Origin of the sequence: Micromonospora sp. NPDC005254 (assembly GCF_042872525.1) — a bacterium.
Classification (GTDB): domain Bacteria; phylum Actinomycetota; class Actinomycetes; order Mycobacteriales; family Micromonosporaceae; genus Micromonospora.
The window spans coordinates 151,131-170,178 of record NZ_JBIAKM010000007.1; the positions used below are offsets into that span (position 1 = coordinate 151,131).

General features: G+C 71.7%; 15 protein-coding genes. 3 read left to right on the forward strand and 12 right to left on the reverse strand.

Going from position 1 to position 19,048, the window contains the following annotated elements; all coding sequences use genetic code 11:
* The first annotated feature begins 6 nt into the window (after positions 1-6).
* A complete protein-coding gene (locus ACFYPR_RS22100) occupies positions 7-1,953 on the forward strand; it encodes an ABC transporter ATP-binding protein (protein ID WP_387262459.1) in 1,947 nt (648 codons plus the stop codon).
* 27 nt (positions 1,954-1,980) lie between these two features.
* Here the strand turns inward: ACFYPR_RS22100 and ACFYPR_RS22105 are convergent, their stop codons facing one another.
* The 12 genes from ACFYPR_RS22105 to ACFYPR_RS22160 all read right to left on the reverse strand — a co-directional run bounded on the left by ACFYPR_RS22105 (position 1,981) and on the right by ACFYPR_RS22160 (position 14,583).
* Entirely contained in the window at positions 1,981-2,496 is a 516-nt protein-coding gene (locus tag ACFYPR_RS22105) for an NUDIX domain-containing protein (protein WP_363939023.1), read from the reverse strand.
* A gap of 49 nt (positions 2,497-2,545) precedes the next feature.
* Positions 2,546-2,869: a hypothetical protein gene (locus ACFYPR_RS22110; RefSeq protein WP_354862166.1), complete on the reverse strand. Its 324-nt coding sequence runs from the start codon at positions 2,867-2,869 to the stop codon at positions 2,546-2,548.
* Positions 2,862-5,048 carry an EAL domain-containing protein gene (locus ACFYPR_RS22115; protein ID WP_387262141.1) on the reverse strand — a complete coding sequence of 729 codons (2,187 nt, stop codon included), beginning with the start codon at positions 5,046-5,048 and terminating at the stop codon, positions 2,862-2,864. Before ACFYPR_RS22115 ends, ACFYPR_RS22110 begins: the two co-directional genes overlap by 8 nt.
* Positions 5,049-5,216: 168 nt before the next feature.
* On the reverse strand, positions 5,217-5,858 hold the full coding sequence (locus ACFYPR_RS22120; RefSeq protein ID WP_354862163.1) for an SRPBCC family protein: 642 nt from the start codon (positions 5,856-5,858) through the stop codon (positions 5,217-5,219).
* Entirely contained in the window at positions 5,858-6,223 is a 366-nt protein-coding gene (locus ACFYPR_RS22125) for a metalloregulator ArsR/SmtB family transcription factor (RefSeq protein WP_354862161.1), read from the reverse strand. Before ACFYPR_RS22125 ends, ACFYPR_RS22120 begins: the two co-directional genes overlap by 1 nt.
* Before the next feature lie 28 nt (positions 6,224-6,251).
* Positions 6,252-8,342 (reverse strand): xanthine dehydrogenase family protein molybdopterin-binding subunit, encoded by a 2,091-nt coding sequence (locus tag ACFYPR_RS22130; protein WP_387262143.1) that lies wholly within the window; start codon positions 8,340-8,342, stop codon positions 6,252-6,254.
* Positions 8,339-9,322 (reverse strand): xanthine dehydrogenase family protein subunit M, encoded by a 984-nt coding sequence (locus tag ACFYPR_RS22135; RefSeq protein ID WP_355065162.1) that lies wholly within the window; start codon positions 9,320-9,322, stop codon positions 8,339-8,341. The genes ACFYPR_RS22130 and ACFYPR_RS22135 overlap by 4 nt, the downstream gene beginning before the upstream one ends.
* Positions 9,319-9,816, reverse strand: coding sequence for a 2Fe-2S iron-sulfur cluster-binding protein (locus tag ACFYPR_RS22140; RefSeq protein ID WP_354862173.1), 498 nt, complete (start codon positions 9,814-9,816; stop codon positions 9,319-9,321). Before ACFYPR_RS22140 ends, ACFYPR_RS22135 begins: the two co-directional genes overlap by 4 nt.
* A 158-nt stretch (positions 9,817-9,974) precedes the next feature.
* Complete coding sequence (locus ACFYPR_RS22145; RefSeq protein WP_387262146.1) at positions 9,975-11,360, reverse strand: GH1 family beta-glucosidase; 1,386 nt, start codon at positions 11,358-11,360, stop codon at positions 9,975-9,977.
* A gap of 29 nt (positions 11,361-11,389) precedes the next feature.
* Entirely contained in the window at positions 11,390-12,229 is an 840-nt protein-coding gene (locus tag ACFYPR_RS22150) for a carbohydrate ABC transporter permease (protein WP_007460899.1), read from the reverse strand.
* Positions 12,222-13,214: a sugar ABC transporter permease gene (locus ACFYPR_RS22155; RefSeq protein WP_355065168.1), complete on the reverse strand. Its 993-nt coding sequence runs from the start codon at positions 13,212-13,214 to the stop codon at positions 12,222-12,224. Before ACFYPR_RS22155 ends, ACFYPR_RS22150 begins: the two co-directional genes overlap by 8 nt.
* A 70-nt stretch (positions 13,215-13,284) precedes the next feature.
* Positions 13,285-14,583: an extracellular solute-binding protein gene (locus tag ACFYPR_RS22160; protein WP_387179525.1), complete on the reverse strand. Its 1,299-nt coding sequence runs from the start codon at positions 14,581-14,583 to the stop codon at positions 13,285-13,287.
* Between the two features lie 237 nt (positions 14,584-14,820).
* Between ACFYPR_RS22160 and ACFYPR_RS22165 the strand changes: the two genes are divergently transcribed.
* Positions 14,821-16,023 (forward strand): ROK family transcriptional regulator, encoded by a 1,203-nt coding sequence (locus tag ACFYPR_RS22165; RefSeq protein ID WP_355065170.1) that lies wholly within the window; start codon positions 14,821-14,823, stop codon positions 16,021-16,023.
* Between the two features lie 330 nt (positions 16,024-16,353).
* Complete coding sequence (locus ACFYPR_RS22170; protein ID WP_354863170.1) at positions 16,354-18,993, forward strand: discoidin domain-containing protein; 2,640 nt, start codon at positions 16,354-16,356, stop codon at positions 18,991-18,993.
* Positions 18,994-19,048: the final 55 nt, after the last annotated feature.

Consider the following 19,048-nt stretch of genomic DNA (forward strand, 5'->3'; position numbering starts at 1 on the left):
GACTCGATGGCCCGCCCGCGCACCGCGCCCCACGACGACGACCAGCCGATCGACAACCCTCACGACAGCTCCATGCTTCCGGAGCTGGAGGACGCCGCGTGGATGCACCACGCGAACACGTTCGCGCACACCAGTTTCTGGGCGGTGGCCCGACGCCTGCCGAGGTTGGTGCGTGAGGCGGTGGCGCTGGCGTGGGCCACCAACCGCATGGACACGGTCGCCTCCATCGGGCTGAACGTCGCCGCCGGGGTGATGACCACCTTCGGCCTGCTCGCCACGACCAGCGTGCTGCGGGAACTCTTCGCCGCCGGTCCCACCCCGGACCGGGTGCGCTCCGCCCTGCCGGCGCTGGTCGTGGCCGCGGCGGCGGTCTCGGCGCGCGGCGGTCTGACGATCGCGGCCGGTTGGGCCCAGGCGCGGCTCACCCCGCAGATCAACTATCAGGTGGAGCTGCGGCTGTTCGAGGCCACCACCGCAGTGGATCTGGCCGCGTTCGACGACGCCGGGTTCGCCGAGGAGATGGACCGGGTCCGCGACCGGGGGATGGGCGAGGCGGCGTGGATCGTCGACCACACCGTCAACCTGGTCACCGGCGTGGTCGGGATGCTCGCCACCGCAGTGGCGGTCACCGTCATCCAGCCGCTGCTGCTGCCGTGCCTGCTGCTCGCGGCCGTGCCCCAGGCGATCACGGCGGTGCGGATGGCCCGCCGGGAGTACCTGGCGATGCTGGCCCGGATCACCCGCCGCCGTCGGATGTGGATGCTCGCCCACCTGATGGCCAACCGGCACACCGCCGCCGAGGTGCGCGCCTACCAGATGCGCGACTTCCTGCTCGCCGAGTACCGCGGTGTGATGGCCGTCGAGACCCGCGCCCAACTGCGGCTGGTGCGCTCGCAGACCGGCACCCGCGTGGCCGGCGCCAGCGTGGCGGGGCTGGCCACCTTCGGGGTGTACGCCGTGCTCGGCGGCCTGCTGCTGGCCGGCATGGTCGCCCTCGCCGCCGCGGCCACCGCCCTGCTCGCCCTGCAGTCCGCCCGGACCAGCCTGGGCGTCGCGGTCGTCGCCACCAACTCGCTGTACGAGGACGCCCTCTACTACCAGGACTACCGGGACTTCCTGACCCGGGCGCAGGGCCGGGTGCCCGTCGGCGGCGACCGGGTGGTCGACGGCGTCGAGACGATCGACCTGCACGAGGTGAGCCTGCGCTACCCCGACACCGACGCGCCTGCGGTGGACCGGGTCAGCCTGACGATCCGACGTGGTGAGGTGATCGCGCTGGTCGGCGAGAACGGCTCCGGCAAGACCACCCTGGCCACGTTGATCGCCGGGCTCTACCAGCCGACCGGTGGGACGATCCGCTGGGACGGCGTCGACGCCGCCGAGCTGGATCCGCGGACGCTCGGCGCTCAGGTGGCCGTGATGACGCAGGAGTACTGGAAGTTCCCGTTCACCGCGGGGCAGAACATCCGCGTGGGCCGGCACGACCGTACGCCCGACCAACCCGGCCCCGACGTGCAGGAGGCCGCCGCCGCGGCCGCCGCCCACGACATGATCGTCGGTCTGCCGCACGGCTACGACACCCTGCTCGACCGGGAGTTCAAGAACGGTCACGAGTTGTCCGGCGGGCAGTGGCAGCGGCTCGTCGCCGCCCGCGGGCTCTACCGCGACGCCGCCCTGCTGATCTGCGACGAGCCGTCGGCCGCCCTGGATGCCCGCGCCGAACACGCCCTGTTCCAGCACCTGCGCCGTCGGCCCGACCGGGCGGTCGTCCTGATCACCCACCGGCTGGCCAACGTCCGGCACGCCGACCGGATCTTCGTCATGGACCGGGGTCGCCTCGTCCAGCAGGGCAACCACGACGAGTTGATGGCGGCCGGCGGCCTCTACCGCGAGCTGTTCGAGTTGCAGGCCAGCGGCTACCGGGCCGGCGCCACCGACCCCGCAAACCACTGACCCCCGACCATTCCGCCCGCCGTGCCGTCAGGCCGCGTAGTCGCGGGTGAGGAAGTCAGCGAGGACCCGGGTGTGGGTGGAGAACGCCAGCTCGACCGGGTCGGTGAGCACCAGCCACTCGGTGGCCTCCTCCGTGGGCGCCGACGGCGGCAGGTCCTCGACGGCCCGCTCGGGCAGCACCCCGAAGACCATCATGGTGCCGCCCGCCGGGGCGCCGCGCACGGCGAGCAGCCGAGCATCCTCGGCCGCCGCGACCAGCCCGGTCTCCTCCCGCAGCTCACGCACGAGCGCGTCGGACCACTCCTCGCCGTACTCGATGAAGCCGCCGGGCAGCGCGAGCAGCCCGCGGGCCGGTTCGATGTCCCGGCGGACGACCACCACACCCAGCCCGTCGGCGGTGCGGACCGGGAGCACCGCCACCGCGACGGGCAGCGGGTTGCGCCAGACGGTCTCGCCGCAGACCGCGCAGACCCGCGGCCATCCCGCCGCCGTCGGGTACGCGGCGCCGCAGTAGGAGCAGTGCGAGTACGGCGTGCCGGTCATGACGCAGCACGTTACCCGGGCCCGATCGGATCGACGCGCCGCCCGAGGCTCAGTCGTCCCGGTCGAGCAACGGGCGCAGTTGGTCGAGCAGCTGCGCCCGGCTCACGTTGCGCGGCAGCTCGATGGTGAGGTCCAGGCCCGGGCCGCGCGCGGTCAGCGTCACCGTCGGGCGGGGATCGCGCAGCCGCCAACCTCGGATGGCCGAGACCAGCGCCTCGGCCTGTGGTTGCAGGGTGGCCAGCGTGGCCAGATTCGCCAGGACGCTGATTCCTTCGATGGCCAGGGTCAGGGCGCCCGCGTCCCGAACGCCCTCGTGTGGCAGGCGCAGCTCGGCGACGACCTCGGGCGGTAGCAACAGTCGAACGCTAGTCATCGTCACCCCTCACCATCGCGGCGATCCGGTCCCGGACGCTCTGGCCGAGCGGACGCAGGGACGTCGACGCGGTCTCCCCGCAGATGAAGCCCTGTACGTGCCGGATCCGCAGGTCGTAGATCTGCTTGAGGGTCACCGGCGCCTGCTCGTCGAAGCCCTCCACGATGACGGCGCGTGGGTTCGGCGCGTGTCCGAGGTCGCTGGCGTAGCGGGCGACCCGGGTCACCAGGTCCAGTTCCTCGACGGCCAGCGGGTGGTGAAGGACGGCCCGGTCCACTTTGATCTGGGTCAACGGAAGTTCCGCCATCCGGGCGAGTGACGAGTAGCCGACCCCGAAGTCGTCCACCGCGAAGCTGATTTCCAGGTCACGGGCCAGGCTGGTCAGCCGACGATGGAAGTACGTCAGCGGCTCCTGAGGCCATACCTCGCCGGGATCGGGCTGGATCGGGTCCTGCTCGGAGATCTCCAGCGTGACGGTGCGCGGATCCAGGTTCGCTTCCGTGATCGCCGTGCGCACCTGGGCGATGTAGGCGTCGCTGAGCAGCGAGCGGACCGCGACGTTGACCGAGATCGGCTTGGTGACGTCGAAGACGGACGCGACGTCCGCCTCGGCGTACGAGTCGATCGCCTTGGCCAGCAGCAGCGCGTCGCGTTCGATGACGAAGCGGTCACCCCAGGCGTACGCCATCTGAAGGGCCGCGACCGGCGCGCGCACGTCGGTCTCCAGCCGCCTCGCCAGTGCCTCGTAGCTGTGGATGCCCACCCCGGCGGGCCGCCGGTCCAGCGACATCACCGGCTGGAACACCATGGTCAGTGACTCGATCAGCTTCTGGTAGAGGCTGAAGGCGTGCGAGTACAGATCCACCGGCAGCCGGCCGTAGGCCGAGCGCAGGGCGGTGAGCACCTGCATCTCGGCGTGCACCGGGTCGTCGCGGACATCGGAGTTCCAGATGGCCCGCAGCATGGTGGCCAACGGCTCGCCCATGTCCAGTGCGGCGAGGGCGGGATCGACCACCGCGAGGGTGAGGTTCCGACTGTTCTTCTGGGACAGGGGGACGCAGAGAATCCGTCGGCCGGCGTCGTCGGCCACCACATGCCCGGGGGAGGAGGTGCGGACCAGGGTCGTGTCCGCGGCGCTCAGTTCGAGCAGCGGTCGCAACTCCTCCTTGTTGAACCGGGCCGTGGAGGTGACCTGGCCGATACCCGTGGGGCTGGATTCCACCACCGCGACGGAATCCGCTTCCAGGGCGTACCGGATCACCTCGACCCGTTCGGCGTGCCCCGCCTGTTGGGCGGAACGCGGCGGACGAGACTGCGAGCGGAACACCCGACCGAGCAGCTGGGTGATCGAGCTGGACAGGTCGTCGAGTGGGTTCTTGCAGGGCCGGATCGTGCCGGAGTTGACCGGGGCCGTCAATGACTGCCGCTCGTGGCGGGACACCGGCGGCTGGGTGAGCACGGTGGTCGGGCCCCACATGTGGACGAGCTGTCCGGGTGCGGGGTGGATGCCCTGCTCGGCGACGAAGGTGGCCATCTGCGCGAAGGAGACTTTCCCGCTGGGGTCGGCGGCCTCGCCGCGCAACGCCCGCAGCAGTTGGTGGGTGAGCACACCCTGCCGGTGCTCCTCGCTCTCCCGGGCCGCGGCGCCGCTCGGGCACGCCAGCAGGGCGCTGTGCCGGTCGACCTGGGTGCGGTACGTCTGCATCGCCTCGGTGTGCCGCAGCTCCGAGTCCAGGTAGACGCCCGCGTGGCAGCAGTCGAGGATCAGGAACGAGGTGCCGGCGAACGCCTCGAAGACGTCCCGCTTGAGGAACGCCATCCGCAGTCCGTTGTCCGGCTCGCGGCGCAGGCCGTCGGCCTCCAGGTCCGCCGTCACCAGGTACGCGTCGGACTGCGTGCCCCATTCGGGCACGAGGGCGTGGCCGGCGAAGTAGACCAGCAGCACGTCGGAGGGGCGCGACTCCAGCACCCGCTCGCGCAGCCGGGCCTTGATCTCCCGCCAGGTAGCGCCCTTGCCAATGAACAGGTCGACGTCGCCGTCGTCGAACGTGCCGATCCGCTCGTCCAACAGCACCGCCCGCACCGCCCGCGCATCGTCCTCGGCATAGCGCAGGCTGGGCAGGTTGACGTCATACCCGCAAGCGTTGGCTCCGATCAGGATCGCCCACCGTCGGCTCATCACAGCACCCCCAGGTGATCCAGTGGGCAACTACGTTGCGACAGCACAGCAACGCTTTGCGTGACCCTACCGGATCTAGGAGAGGCCGCTGATCCAACCGATGAGTCGGATTCACGTCAGGCGCCGGACGACGGCGGCAGGCCGGCCGGCCGCCGTCGTCGGAGCCGCTCAGGCTTGCGGGGCGCCGGTGTAGAAGGCGGTGGTGCGCTCGGCGGCGGCCTTGGCCTCGTCGGCGTCGGTGCCGGCGGCGATGCTCGCCTCGCACCACAGCTGGCTGCTCAGCTCCATGGCGCGTCGTCCCTCGGCGGAGGCGACCCACTCGGCGCTGTCCTCCGGCCGGACGCCGCTGCCGCCGCCGGAGAGGTAGGTGGCAAGACCGAGCAGGCCCAGGTCCCAGCCGACGCCGACCGCGCCCGGCCCGAACTGTGCCCACCGGTCCTGGTCGACATGCGCGATGTGGTCCAGGTCGAGGCGGGCCCGCTCGTCGCCGACCGGCGTGACCCGCACCTCGATCCAGCTCACCTCGCCGCCCATCTCCCAGGTGGCGGTGAAGCGGTGCGGAGGCTCGCAGCTCTCGATGGTGCCGTGGGCGTTGCCCTGGAGCTGGTACGTGCCGTGCAGCCGCAGGTCGCCGCTGATCGGCAGGAACCAGCGGGGGATGCGCTCGGCGTTGGTGCAGGCGTCCCACAGATCCTCGGCCGTCGCCTGGTAGGTCTGGCTGATCGTGGTCACCCGGGCCTCGCCTGCGGCCAGGGTGCGGCTGCCGACCTGCCGCTGGACGGCGTTGATCTGCTCGGTCGCGTCGAACATCAGGTGTTCCTCTCCTCGGGTGGGTCGGCGGGCCCGCGCAGGCGACGTTCGCGTCGGCCCCGGGCCAGCTCGGTGGCGAGTGCCGCCAGGGGTGGCGCCCAGAACCGGCGGAAGTGTTCCAACCAGCCGTCGACCTCGCGCAACGGGCGTGGGTCGACCGCGTACAGCCGCCGGGCGCCCGCTGGCCGCACGGTGGCGAAGCCGTTGTCCCGCAACACTTTGAGGTGCTGTGACACGGCGGGCTGGGAGATGCCGAACTCCTCGCGGATGACCGCGCTGACCGCGCCCGCGGTCTGCTCGCCGTCGGCGAGCAGTTCCAGGATGCGGCGCCGGACCGGATCGCCCAGCACGTCGAAGGCGTGCACGGCGACAGTTATATCACCATCGGCTTATTTAAGCCAAGCCTGAAACTCCGACCAGCTTGTCCAGCCGGATCGGCAGGTCCCGGATGCGGACGCCGGTGGCGTGGTGGACGGCGTTGGCGACCGCCGCCGCGGTGCCGACGATGCCGATCTCGCCGACGCCCTTCACCCCGGCCGGGTTCAGCTCGTCGTCCCGCTCGTCCAGCCAGTACGCCTCGATGGCCTCGACGTCCGCGCAGCCGGTGATGTGGTACGTGGCCAGGTCGTGGTTGACCCAGTCGCCGTAGCGCTCGTCGAGCAGGCCCTCCTCGTGCAGCGCCATGGACAGCCCCATCGTCATGCCGCCGATCAGCTGACTGCGCGCCGTCGTCGGGTTCACCACCCGGCCGGCGGCGAACACCCCGAGCATCCGGTTCACCCGCACCTCGCCGGTGTCCGCGTCCACCCGCACCTCGACGAACTGCGCCCCGTACGCGTACCGGGGCCGCTCGGGCTGACCGCCCACCTCGTCGGTGGTGTCCGCCTCGGCGCTGACCTCGGTGCCCGGCGGTGCACCGTCGCGCAGCTTCCCGCGCAACGCCTCGCAGGCCCGGATCACGGCCCAGCTCCACGAGGCGGTGCCCATCGAGCCCCCGGCCACGGGAGCCACCGGGAGGTCGCTGTCGCCGATGCGGATCTCGACCCGCTCGGGCGGCACCCCCAGCGCGTCGGCGGCCACCTGCCAGAGCGCCGTCCTGGCGCCGGTGCCGATGTCGGTGGCGTCGATCCGTACCAGAAAGGTGCCGTCGGGCCGGGCGGTGGCCGCCGCCGAGGACGGTCTCGCCCGGGCCGGGTAGCTCGACCCGGCCACCCCGGTGCCGATCAGCCACCGCCCGTCGCGCCGGGCCCGAGGCGTGGGATCCCGCTGCGCCCAGCCGAACCGCTGCGCCCCCTCGCGCAGGCAGGCCACCAGATTGCGGCTGGTGAACGGCTCCCCCTGGTCGGGGTCGACCTGGGCGTCGTTGCGGATCCGCAGCTCCACCGGGTCGACGCCGACGGCGATGGCCAGCTCGTCCATCGCCGACTCCAGGGCGTACGCGCCGGGGCACTCGCCGGGGGCGCGCATCCAGAACGGCGTGGGCACGTCGAGGCGGACCAGCCGGTGGGTGGTGCGTCGGTGCGGCGCCGCGTACATGCTGCGGGTGTAGACGGCGATCTGCTCGGCGAACTCCCGGACGGTCGAGGTCTGGCTGATCGCGTCGTGACAGACCGCGGTGAGCCGACCGTCGGTGTCGGCGGCGAGGCGGACCCGTTGGATGCTGGGCGTGCGGTAGCCGATCGGCCCGAACAGCTGCTGGCGGGTCAGCGCCAGCTTGACCGGGCGGTCCACGTGCCGGGCGGCGAGCGCGGCGAGCACCACCGCCGCCTTGGCGGAGCCCTTGCTGCCGAAGCCGCCGCCGACGTGCTCGGCGATGACCCGCACGGACTCCTGGGGCAGCCCGAACAGCTCGGCCAGCGTGGTCTGCACCGGCGCGGCGCCCTGGGTCGAGTCGTGCACCAGCAGCCGCCCGTCGTGCCACCGTGCCGTCGTGGCGTGCGGCTCCATCGGATTGTTGTGGTACGCCGGTGTCCGGTAGGTGGCGTCCACCCGCACCGGCGCGGCGGCGTACCCGGCGTCGAAGTCCCCCTCGGCCGTGTCCGTCGGATAGCTGGGGTTGACGTGCTCCGGCCGGTACAGGCCGGGGTGGTCGTCGGTGAGCACGGTGCTGTGCGGCGCGGCGTCGTAGTCGATGCGCACCAGTCGGGCACCCTCGCGGGCCGCCTCCAGGCTGGTGGCCACCACCACCGCGACGAACTGCCCTCGATGGTGCACCGCCGGCTCCTGCAACAACCACAGCTCCGGCTGCGGGCCCGGCGCGATCCGGGGCGCGTTGCCGTGGTGCAGTACGGCAAGCACGCCGGGCGACGCCAGCGCCTCGTCAGTGTCGACGCGGGTGATCCGGCCCCGGACCACGGCCGCCGGCACCGCCCAGCCGTAGGTGACGCCGTCCACCGGGTACTCCACCGCGTACCGGGCCGTGCCGGTGACCTTCTCCCGACCCTCCAGCCGGGGATGCGCCCGACCGACCGCGCCCGTGCTCACGAGGCTGCCAACTCGCTGAGCACCCGCACCGTGATGGCCCGGGTCAGGGGCAGCTTGAAGCCGTTGTGCCGCAGCGGCCGAGCCTCGGTCAACTCGGCGTCGGCGGCCCGCGCCGCCAGCTCCGGGCTGAACAGTCGACCCCGCAGCTCCTCCTCGGCCCGGTACGCCCGCCACGGCCGGTGCGCCACCGCCCCGTACGCCAGGCGCACGTCGCGGACCACGTCGCCGTCGAGGTCGAGGACGGCGGCCACCGAGCCGGCCGCGAAGGCGAACGACGCCCGGTCGCGCACCTTGAGGTACGCCGAACGGCGCGCGGCCGGCAACGCGGGCAGCCGTACGGCGGTGATCAGCGCGCCACGCGCCAGAGTCGTCTCCCGCTCCGGATGCGCGCCGGGGGAGCGGTACAGCGCGGCGAGCGGGACGTCGCGGGGACCGTCGGCCTCGTGCACCTCCACCACGGCGTCCAGCGCGGCGAGGGCGACCGCCAGGTCCGACGGGTGGGTGGCCACGCACTGTTCGGACCAGTCCAGCACGGCGAGGTCGCGGTTCTGCCCGTGCAGGGCGGCGCAGCCGCTGCCCGGGTCGCGCTTGTTGCACGCCTTGCCGGTGTCCTGGAAGTAGACGCAGCGGGTGCGCTGCAACAGGTTGCCGCCGGTGGTGGCCAGGTTGCGCAGCTGACCGGACGCGGCGGCGAGCAGGGCGCGGGCCAGCACCGGGTAGTCGCGGCGAACCGCCGGGTGGGCGGCGAGGTCGCTGTTGCGCACCGTCGCGCCGATGCGCAGCCCACCGTCGGGCAGCTCCTCGACCGTGTCCAGAGGCAGCCGGGTCACGTCCACCAGCAGCTCGGGCCGCTGCACCCCGAGCTTCATGAGGTCCACCAGGTTGGTCCCGCCGCCCAGGTACGCCGCGTGCGGCTCGCCGGCCAGCACGGCGACGGCGTCGGCCACGTCGGCCGGCCGGTGGTAGCGGAACGGCCTCACGGCGTGGTCGCCGTCTCACGGATCGCGGCGACGATGTGCGGGTACGCGGCGCAGCGGCAGAGGTTGCCGGCCATCCGCTCCCGGATCTCGGCGTCGGTCAGCTCGGGCGGCGAGTCGAGGTCGTCGGTGACTGCGCTGGGCCATCCCCGGGCGACCTCGTCGAGCATGCCCCGGGCGGAGCAGAGCTGCCCCGGGGTGCAGTAGCCGCACTGGAACGCGTCGTGTGCGACGAACGCGGCCTGCAACGGGGACAGGTCGTCCGGACCGGCGAGCCCTTCGACGGTCAGCACCGACCGGCCGTCCACCGTGACCGTGAAGACGAGACAGCTCTTCGCCCGGCGACCGTCCAGCAGCACCGTGCAGGAGCCGCACTGGCCGTGGTCGCAGCCCTTCTTCGCCCCGGTCAGACCCAGGTGCTCGCGCAGCGCGTCGAGCAGGGTGGTGCGGTTGTCCAGCGTCAGCTCACGGCGGTCGCCGTTGACCTCGAACGCCACCCGGGACGAGTGACGCTCGTCGGTCGTCGTCTCGTTCTCCGGTCCGCCCCGCACCGGCCCAGACTAACGGCAGTGGCACATAAGCGGGCGAATTACGCACAGAGCCCATCGTGGGGCGCCCCGGGCGCCGCCGGCTGCGGCGCCCGGGGCTTGCGGGCTCAGGCCACCGGCGCGGCGGCGTCGGTGGCGTCGGTGGCGCGGGCGAGGTGTCGGTGGGCGCGGATCAGCTCCGCGTAGCGCAGGCCGCTCGCCTTCACCGTCCGCCGCTGGGTGGCGTAGTCGACGTGCACCAGCCCGAAGCGCTTGTCGTAGCCGTACGCCCACTCGAAGTTGTCCAGCAGCGACCACACGAAGTAGCCGTCCAGCGGTACCCCCCGGGCCACCGCCGACGCGCACGCCGCCAGGTGCTGCTCCAGGTGGTCGGTGCGCTCCTTGTCCTCGACCGTGCCGTCGGCGGTGACCTCGTCGAGCCACGCCGAGCCGCTCTCGGTGACGATGATCCGCCCCGGCCGGTACTCCTCGTGCACGTCGACCAGCAGTCGCTCCAGGCCCGCCGGGTACATCTCCCAGCCCATGGCGGTCTCCACCGAACCGGGCACCGGCACCTGCTTCGCGTACGGCGCCGGGCCGTTCGGGTCGTCGACGACCAGTTGACGGAAGTAGTAGTTCACCCCGAGGAAGTCGGTCGGCGTGGCGATCACCGCCAGGTCGTCACCGCGCACCGGCGGCTCGACCCCGTACGTGTCGATCATGTCGGCGGGGTAGCCGCGCCCGTGGATCGGGTCCAGCCACCAGCGGTTGACGTGCCCGTCGGCCCGCCGGGCCGCCGCGACGTCCTCGGGTCGGTCGGTCGCCGGCTCGATCGGGCTGAGGTTGAGCACCAGACCGACCGACGCCGGTCGGGCGGCGTTGGCCCGGATCGCCTGGGTGGCCAGGCCGTGCCCGAGCAGCGCGTGGTGCGAGGCGTGCACGGCGCGGGTCAGGTCCCGCTCGCCGGGGGCCATCTTCCCCTCCAGGTGCCCGATCCAGCACACGCAGAGCGGCTCGTTGACCGTGTTCCAGTCGGCCACCCGGTCGCCGAGGCGGGCGGCGACCACCGCCGCGTAGTCGGCGAACGCCTCGGCCGTGGCGCGCTCCGGCCAACCGCCGCGATCCTGGAGAACCTGCGGCAGGTCCCAGTGGTAGAGCGTGACGAACGGCCGGACCCCGTCGGCGAGCAGCGTGTCGACGAGCCGGTCGTAGAAGTCCAGCCCGGCGGGGTTGACCCGCCCGACGCCGTCGGGCATCACCCGGGGCCAGGCCACCGAGAAACGGTACGCGTCCACGCCGAGCCGGCGCAGCAACGCAAGATCCTCCGGCCACCGGTGGTAGTGGTCGCAGGCCACCGCGCCGGTGTCGCCGTTGTCGACGTTGCCGGGGATCGCCGAGAAGGTGTCCCAGATGGACGGCGCCCGGCCGTCGACGTCGACGGCCCCCTCGATCTGGTACGCCGCCGTGGCGACGCCCCAGAGGAAGTCGGGTGGCAGCTTGGACAGGTCGGGCACGGGACGGTTCTCCTCTGGGATGGGGTGACTCACTTGACGGCACCGGCGGTGAGGCCGGCGACGAAATAGCGCTGCAAGGCCAGGAACCCGGCGACGACCGGGATGCTGACCACCAGCGAGGCGGCCATGATCTGGTTCCAGTAGACGTTGAACTGGGTGGAGTAGCCCTGCAGGCCGACGGCCAGGGTGCGGCTGCCCTCGTCGGTCATCACGGAGGCGAACAGCACCTCACCCCAGGCGGTCATGAACGCGTACACGGTCACCGCGACCACGCCGGGCACGGCGGCCGGCAGGATGACCCGGAACAGGATGCGCAGCGGCCCGGCCCCGTCGACCTGCGCCGCCTCGTCCAGCCCGCGCGGGATCGAGTCGAAGTAGCCGACCAGCATCCAGATCGAGAACGGCAGCGAGAAGGTCAGGTACGTGATGATCAGGCCGGTGCGGCTGGCGTACAGCTCGATTCCGGTGGCGTTGCCCAGGTTGACGTAGATGAGGAACAGCGGCAGCAGGAACAGGATGCCGGGGAACATCTGGGTGGACAGCACCGTCACCGAGAAGACGCCCCGGCCGCGGAAGCGGTATCTGCTGACCGCGAACGCCGCGAAGATGGCCACGGCCACCGAGCAGACCGCCGCGACGCTCGACACCACCAGGCTGTTGACCAGGTAGCGGGCCAGCGGCACGGTGCTCCACATGTCGACGAACGGTTGCAGGGTGGGCCGGCTGGGCCACCAGGTGAACCCGTTCTGCACGTCCCGCAACGGTTTTGCCGCCGAGGTGACCATCACGTACAGCGGAATGACGACGAAGAGGGTGAGCAGGGTCAGCACGATGCGCCGGCCCCAGCGCTCACCGGCGGTCTCACGCATGGTCGTCCCTCCGGCGGTTGGTGATCAGCAGGTACGCGGCCGAGACGACAAGCAGGAACAGCAGCAGCGCCACCGACATCGCCGAGCCCGACCCGAAGTCCCAGGTCTTGAAGGAGCTGCGGTAGATGTGGATGGAGATCAGGTCGGCCTGCTCGGGCGCGGAGCCGCCAAAGAGCACGTACGGGGTGTTGAAGTCGTTGAACGTCCACAGGAACAGCACCAGCAGCAGCACCAGGTTCACCGGCCGCAGCATGGGCAGGGTGACCGAGCGCAGCCGGCGCCAGAATCCCGCGCCGTCGATCGCGGCGGCCTCGTACAGCTCGCCCGGCACGTTCTGCAGGCCGGCCATCAGGCAGAGGAACGCGAACGGCCAGTTGCGCCAGACCGACACCACCAGCAGTGACCAGAAGCTGTTGTCGCCGATCAGCCAGAACGGCCGCTCGTTCAGCAGCCCGAGCTGGTCGACGAGCACGTGGTTGACCAGGCCGGTGTCGCGCTGCAGCAGGAAGCTCCAGGTGATCACGGCGGTGTAGACCGGCAGGGCGTACGGGGTGAGGAACAGCGCCCGCAGGATGGCCCGCCCGCGAAACGGCTTCTGCAGCACGACGGCCGCCGCGATGCCGAGCAGCCAGGCGAACCCGACCGAGAGCAGGCTGTAGATCAGCGTCACCCAGAACGAGTGCAGCAGCTCCTTGCCGGCGGCGGAGTTCAGGTCGAGCGTGGCCCGGTAGTTCTCCAGCCCGACGAAGGGCGCGGTGGACCAGTCCCGGATGTGGAACTGGGTCAGCTCCAGCAGGCTCATCCAGACCCCGACGACCATCGGGATCACGTGGATGGCGAGTTCCAGCACGATGGCCGGGGCGAGCAGCAGGTACGGCAGGAGCGAGCGGCGGGGGCCGCGCGGCCGGCGGGCGGCCCCCCGGGCGGGTGACCCGGCCCGGGGTACGCGCCGGTCGGCGTTCGGCGCGGTGGTGCTGGTTGCCATCGGGGTCCTCTCGGAGGCGGTGGCCGTGGCCGGGCTCGTCGCCCGACCACGGCCACCGGCGCTGCGTGGGTCAGCGCATCTTCTGCTGCGCGTCGGTCAGCTTCGCCTTCACCGACTGCTCGGTGACCGGCTTGCCGCTCGCCGCGTCGGCGAACAACTCCTTCATCGCGGTGCCGACCAGGGTCTCGAAGGTGCTCTCGTCGGGCACCTGCGGCAGCGGGGCGGCGGTGGTGACAAGCGTCTCCTGGATGTTCTTCTGCTCCGGGGCGGTGAACGCCGGGTCGGCGCCCGCGGTCTTCACCGCCGGCAGCGAGCCGTACGTCTTGTTGAGGAGCGTCTGCTCCTCGTCGCTGGTCATGAACTTGACGAAGCTCAGTGCGCCGTCCTTGTTCTTGGTGTGCTTGAAGACCGCCATGTTGATGCCGGCGACCATGCTGTTGACCTTCTTGCCGCCGGCCGGCGGGCTGGCCAGGAACGGCACCGGGGCCACCCCGTACGCGTCGGCGGGCATGTTCTGCGTCTTGAGGTTCGAGCCGGCGGACTGCCAGAGCAGCATGGCGGCCTTGCCGTTGGCGAAGTCGGAGACCGACTGGTTCTGCGCGTACTCCGCGTTGCTCGGGTTGGTGATCTTGTCGGCGGCCATGAAGTCGATGTAGCGCTTGATGGCCGAGACGTTCTGCGGGGTGTCGAAGGTCGGCTTGCCGGCCGAGTCGAACCACTCACCGCCGTACTGCTGGCTGAAGGTGAAGGCGTGGTGCGCGTTCTCCGACGGGTTGGCGCCCTCGATCGCCAGGCCCCACTTGCCGCCGGTGCTGAGCTTCTTGCCGGACTCGGCGAGCTGCTCCCAGGTGGTCGGCGGCGCGGTGATGCCGGCGTCGGCGAACGACTTCTTGTTGTAGTACAGGCTGTACGCCATGCTGTAGAGCGGCACGGCGGCCGGCGGCTTGCCGGGGGCGCCGGCGGCGGCGAGCGCGGCGGGCACGATCCGGTCCTTGCCGCCCACGGCCTGCAGGGCGGCGTCGTCGAACTCGACGAGCGCGCCGGTGGCCTGCAACGACGCCGACCAGGTGTTGCCGATGTTCACCACGTCCGGGCCCTTGCCCGAGGCGGCGGCGGCGAGCAGCCGGTTGAGCAGGTCCGACCAGGGGACGACCTCGACGTTGACCTTGATGCCGGACTGCTTCTCGAACTTGTCCAGCTCCGGCTGGAGGATGGTCTTGTCGGCCTCCAGGCTGGCGCCCTGGTTGCTGGCCCAGTAGGTGAGGGTCTTGGGCGATGCGGCGGAGTCGTCGCCGGAGCCGCCACAGGCGGTCAGCGATGCGGCGGCCAGTACGGCGGCGGTGAATATCCCGAGGTGTCGTCTCGACACGGTCAGCCCTTCCGGTGCGTGGTGGGGGTCCGCCGGCCGCCGTCGTCGATAGGGGTGCGGCGACGGTGGTCGGCTGCGGACGGGGTTTCTCCGGATGCGCCGTCGGGGGTCCGCCGGCGTTTCCCGGGAGTTACATCACGGCTTAATGAATGTCGTCATTAAAGTTGCTGGCAGGTGGGTCGTCAAGCACGGTGCGGTTACAGTCGCCACCAACGGCCGACGGGAACGAGGTGACGAGTGGAGCTGGCGCGTGCCACCAACCGGAGCGTCCGGCTGCGCAACCGGTCCGCCCTGCTGACGAAGCTCTTCCTCGATGCTCCGCTCACCCGGCAGGACCTGGTGCGCAGCACGGGACTGAGCCAGCCGGCGGTGAGCAACGTGGTGGCCGACCTGATCGACGAGGGCATCGTCGCCGAGGCCGGCGCCGCCGAGTCCGACGGCGGCCGCCCCAGCATGCTGCTGCGGGTCGCCCCCCGGTACGCCTTCGTGATCGGCGTGGACGTCGGCGAGACCCGGGTCCGGGTCGAGCTCTTCGACTTCGCGATGACCCTGCTCGCCAGCATCGAGTACCCGCTCGACCCGGCGCGCACCGAGCCCGACGTGGTGGCCGGGCACGTGCTGGCCGGCATCGAGGTGGTCACCGGCAAGGCCCGGGTGGCCACCGCCGACGTGCTCGGCGTCGGTATCGGCGTCTCCGGCGTGGTCGAGCAGGGCGTCCAGGCCGTCGTGCACGCCCAGGCCCTCGGCTGGGACCGGGTGCCGCTGGAGCGCCTCATCGCCGCCGGCACCGACCTGCCGCTGCACATCGACAACGGCGCGAAGACCCTCGGCCAGGCCGAGATGTGGTTCGGCGCCGGGCGCGGCGCCCGGCACGCCGTCTTCGCGCTGGTCGGCTCCGGCGTGGGCGCGGCCGTGGTGACCAACGGCGCCACCTACCGGGGCGCGTCCAGCAGCGCGGGGGAGTGGGGGCACACCACCCTGGTGTACGGCGGCCGGGCCTGCCGGTGCGGCGCGCGCGGCTGCCTGGAGGCGTACGTGGGGGCGGAGGCGATCATCGACCGCTACCGCGAGGCGCGTCGGGGTCGCGCCGTGCCGGGCGAGGACGAGGAGTCGCAGCTCGCCGCGCTGGTCACCGCCGCCGAGTCGTCGGCCACCGCCCGCCGGGTGCTGGACGACACCGCCGGCTATCTCGGCGCGGGGGTGGCCAACCTGATCAACCTGTTCAACCCGGAGCGGGTCGTCCTCGGTGGGTGGGCGGCGATGGCGCTGGGCGACCTGCTGCCGGCCGTCCGCGAGGCCGCCGGTCGGCAGGCGCTGCGCCAGCCGTACGAGCAGGCGTCGATCGAGCTGTGCCGCCTCGGCGTGGACGCGGTGGCCCTCGGCGCGGCCACCCTCCCGATCGCCCGCTTCCTCACCGACGGCGGCGTCCGCCGCACCTGACCCGCCTGACCCCGCCTCCTCCTCCACCCGGTGATCAAGAGGTTCGCGTCATCCTGGGCGCGATTTTCTGACGCAAACCTCTTGATCACCGGGAGTGGTCGGGGGTGGGGGACCGGGGGTGGGGGTTGGGAATTACACAAAACCGATCCTCGGGATAAATAACGAAGTTATAGATCGATGTCTTGACTCCGTCGCAATCTCGCCGCAACACTCCTACGAGAGCGCTCTCCTCTCCCCGCGGCGTCGCATCGGCGGCACCACCCACGGCACCACGGGCGAAAACCGCTCCCCACCCCCGGCGTCCGTAACGCCCTATCGACAGGCGATGTCATGACATCTCGTGCTACATCCGTACGCCCGCGTCCCCGGCGGCGGACCGTCCGGCACCTCCTCGCCGGAGTCGCTGTGGCCCTGGTGGCGGCCCTGACCCCGGCCGTGGCCACCGCCCCGGCGCAGGCCGCCCCCACCCTGCTGTCGCAGGGACGCCCGGCGACCGCCTCGTCCACTGAGAACGCCGGCACCCCCGCCTCGGCCGCTGTCGACGGCAACACCGGCACCCGCTGGGCCAGCGCCTTCAGCGATCCCCAGTGGCTCCAGGTCGACCTGGGCGCGCGGGCCACCATCAGCCAGGTCAACCTGCTCTGGGAGGGCGCCTACGGCCGCGCCTTCCAGATCCAGACCTCTGACGACGCGGCCACCTGGTCCACGATCTACTCGACCACCACCGGCGCGGGCGGCACCCAGAACCTCACCGTCACCGGCGCCGGCCGGTACGTGCGCATGTACGGCACCGCCCGGGGCACCGGCTACGGCTACTCGCTCTGGGAGTTCCAGGTCTATGGCGAGACCGACGGCGGCACCTCCACCTGCGGCAGCACCAACGTCGCCCAGGGCAGCCCGGCGACCGCCTCGTCCACCGAGAACGCCGGCACCCCGGCGTCCGCCGCCGTCGACGGCAACACCGGCACCCGCTGGGCCAGCGCCGCCAGCGACCCGCAGTGGCTGCGCGTCGACCTCGGCAGCACCCGCACGATCTGCCGGGTGACGCTCACCTGGGAGGCCGCGTACGCCCGGGCCTTCCAGCTCCAGACCTCCGCGGACGGGTCCACCTGGACCACCATCTACTCGACCACGACGGCCACCGGCGGCACGCAGAGCCTCACCGTCACCGGCAGCGGTCGCTACCTGCGCGTGTACGGCACCGCCCGGGGCACCGCCTACGGCTACTCGCTGTGGGAGCTGGCGGTGAACACGACCGGCGGCGGCACCACCGAGCCCCCGGTCGGCACCACCGACCCGTACAACCCCAACCTCGGGCCGAACACGTACGTTTTCGACCCGAGCACGCCGACGTCGACCATCCAGAGTCGACTGAACACCCTCTTCACCCAGCAGGAGACCAACCAGTTCGGCCCGCAGCGCTACGCCGTGCTGTTCAAGCCGGGCACCTACACCGCCGACGTCAACCTCGGCTTCTTCACCCAGGTCGCCGGGCTCGGCATGAGCCCCGACGACGTCAACCTCAACGGCCACGTCCGCACCGAGGCGTTCTGGATGGGCGGCAACGCCACCCAGAACTTCTGGCGGGCCGCGGAGAACCTCTCGGTCACCCTGCCCGCCGGGCAGACCGTGGAGCGCTGGGCGGTGTCGCAGGCCGCGCCGTACCGGCGGATGCACCTGCGCGGCGCGCAGAACCAGATCCAGCTCTGGAACGGCGGCGACGGCTGGTCCAGCGGCGGCCTGCTGGCCGACACCCGCATCGACGGCCTGGTCGTCTCCGGCTCGCAGCAGCAGTGGTACTCCCGCAACAGCGAGTTCGGCAACGGCTGGACCGGCTCGGTGTGGAACATGGTCTTCCAGGGCGTCGTCGGCGCCCCGGCGCCGAGCTTCCCCAACCCGTCGCACACGGTCATCGCGCAGACCCCGCAGGTGCGGGAGAAGCCGTTCCTGTACGTCGACGGCACCGGTGAGTACCGGGTCTTCGTCCCCGCCCTGCGCACCAACTCGACCGGCACCAGCTGGTACAACAAGACCCCGGCCGGCTCGTCGATCTCGCTGTCGCAGTTCTTCGTCGTCCAGCCCGGCACCAGCGCGGCCACCATCAACGCGGCCCTCGCCCAGGGCCGGCACCTGCTCTTCACCCCGGGCGTGCACCACGTGACCGAGCCGATCCAGGTCAACCGGGCCGACACGGTCGTCCTCGGCCTCGGCCTGGCCACCATCCAGGCCGACAACGGCAGCGTGGGGATGCGGGTGGCCGATGTGGACGGCGTCAAGGTCGCCGGCCTGATGTTCGAGGCCGGCACGACCAACTCGCCGGTGCTGATGGAGGTCGGGCCGTCCGGCTCGGCGGCGAGCCACGCCACGAACCCGACCTCGCTGCACGACGTGTTCTTCCGCATCGGCGGGCCGCACGTCGGCAAGGCCACCAACACGCTGACCGTCAACAGCGACAACGTGATCGGTGACCACATGTGGCTGTGGCGGGCCGACCACGCCGCCAGCGGCGTACCGACCGGGTGGACGCTGAACACCGCCGACACCGGACTGACCGTCAACGGCGACAACGTCACCATGTACGGCCTCTTCGTCGAGCACTACCAGAAGTACCAGACCGTCTGGAACGGCAACGGCGGCCGGACGTACTTCTACCAGAACGAGATGCCGTACGACCCGCCCAACCAGGCCGCCTGGATGAACGGGTCGACCCGGGGGTACGCCGCGTACAAGGTGGCCGACTCGGTCACCAGCCACGGGGCGTGGGGCCTGGGCAGCTACTGCTACTTCAACGTCAACCCGGCAGTCGTCGCGGACCGGGCCATCGAGGCGCCCACCAACTCGAACGTGCGGTTCACCAACATGGTGACCGTCTCGCTCGGGGGTGTCGGCACCATCAACCGGGTGATCAACAACGCCGGCGGGACCGCGAACGCGGCCACCCAGCAGGTGTACCTGACCACCTACCCCTGACCGGGGCGCCCGCGCCGGCCCGCTCGCGCACGTGACCGGGCTGGCGCGGGTGGCA

Coding starts and splice junctions, on each gene's coding strand:
- ACFYPR_RS22155 (WP_355065168.1), bottom strand. CDS start 13,214: ATGGCAACCAGCACCACCGCGCCGAACGCCGACCGGCGCGTACCCCGG.
- ACFYPR_RS22150 (WP_007460899.1), bottom strand. CDS start 12,229: ATGCGTGAGACCGCCGGTGAGCGCTGGGGCCGGCGCATCGTGCTGACC.
- ACFYPR_RS22120 (WP_354862163.1), bottom strand. CDS start 5,858: ATGTTCGACGCGACCGAGCAGATCAACGCCGTCCAGCGGCAGGTCGGC.
- ACFYPR_RS22110 (WP_354862166.1), bottom strand. CDS start 2,869: ATGACTAGCGTTCGACTGTTGCTACCGCCCGAGGTCGTCGCCGAGCTG.
- ACFYPR_RS22100 (WP_387262459.1), top strand. CDS start 7: ATGGCCCGCCCGCGCACCGCGCCCCACGACGACGACCAGCCGATCGAC.
- ACFYPR_RS22105 (WP_363939023.1), bottom strand. CDS start 2,496: ATGACCGGCACGCCGTACTCGCACTGCTCCTACTGCGGCGCCGCGTAC.
- ACFYPR_RS22170 (WP_354863170.1), top strand. CDS start 16,354: ATGACATCTCGTGCTACATCCGTACGCCCGCGTCCCCGGCGGCGGACC.
- ACFYPR_RS22115 (WP_387262141.1), bottom strand. CDS start 5,048: ATGAGCCGACGGTGGGCGATCCTGATCGGAGCCAACGCTTGCGGGTAT.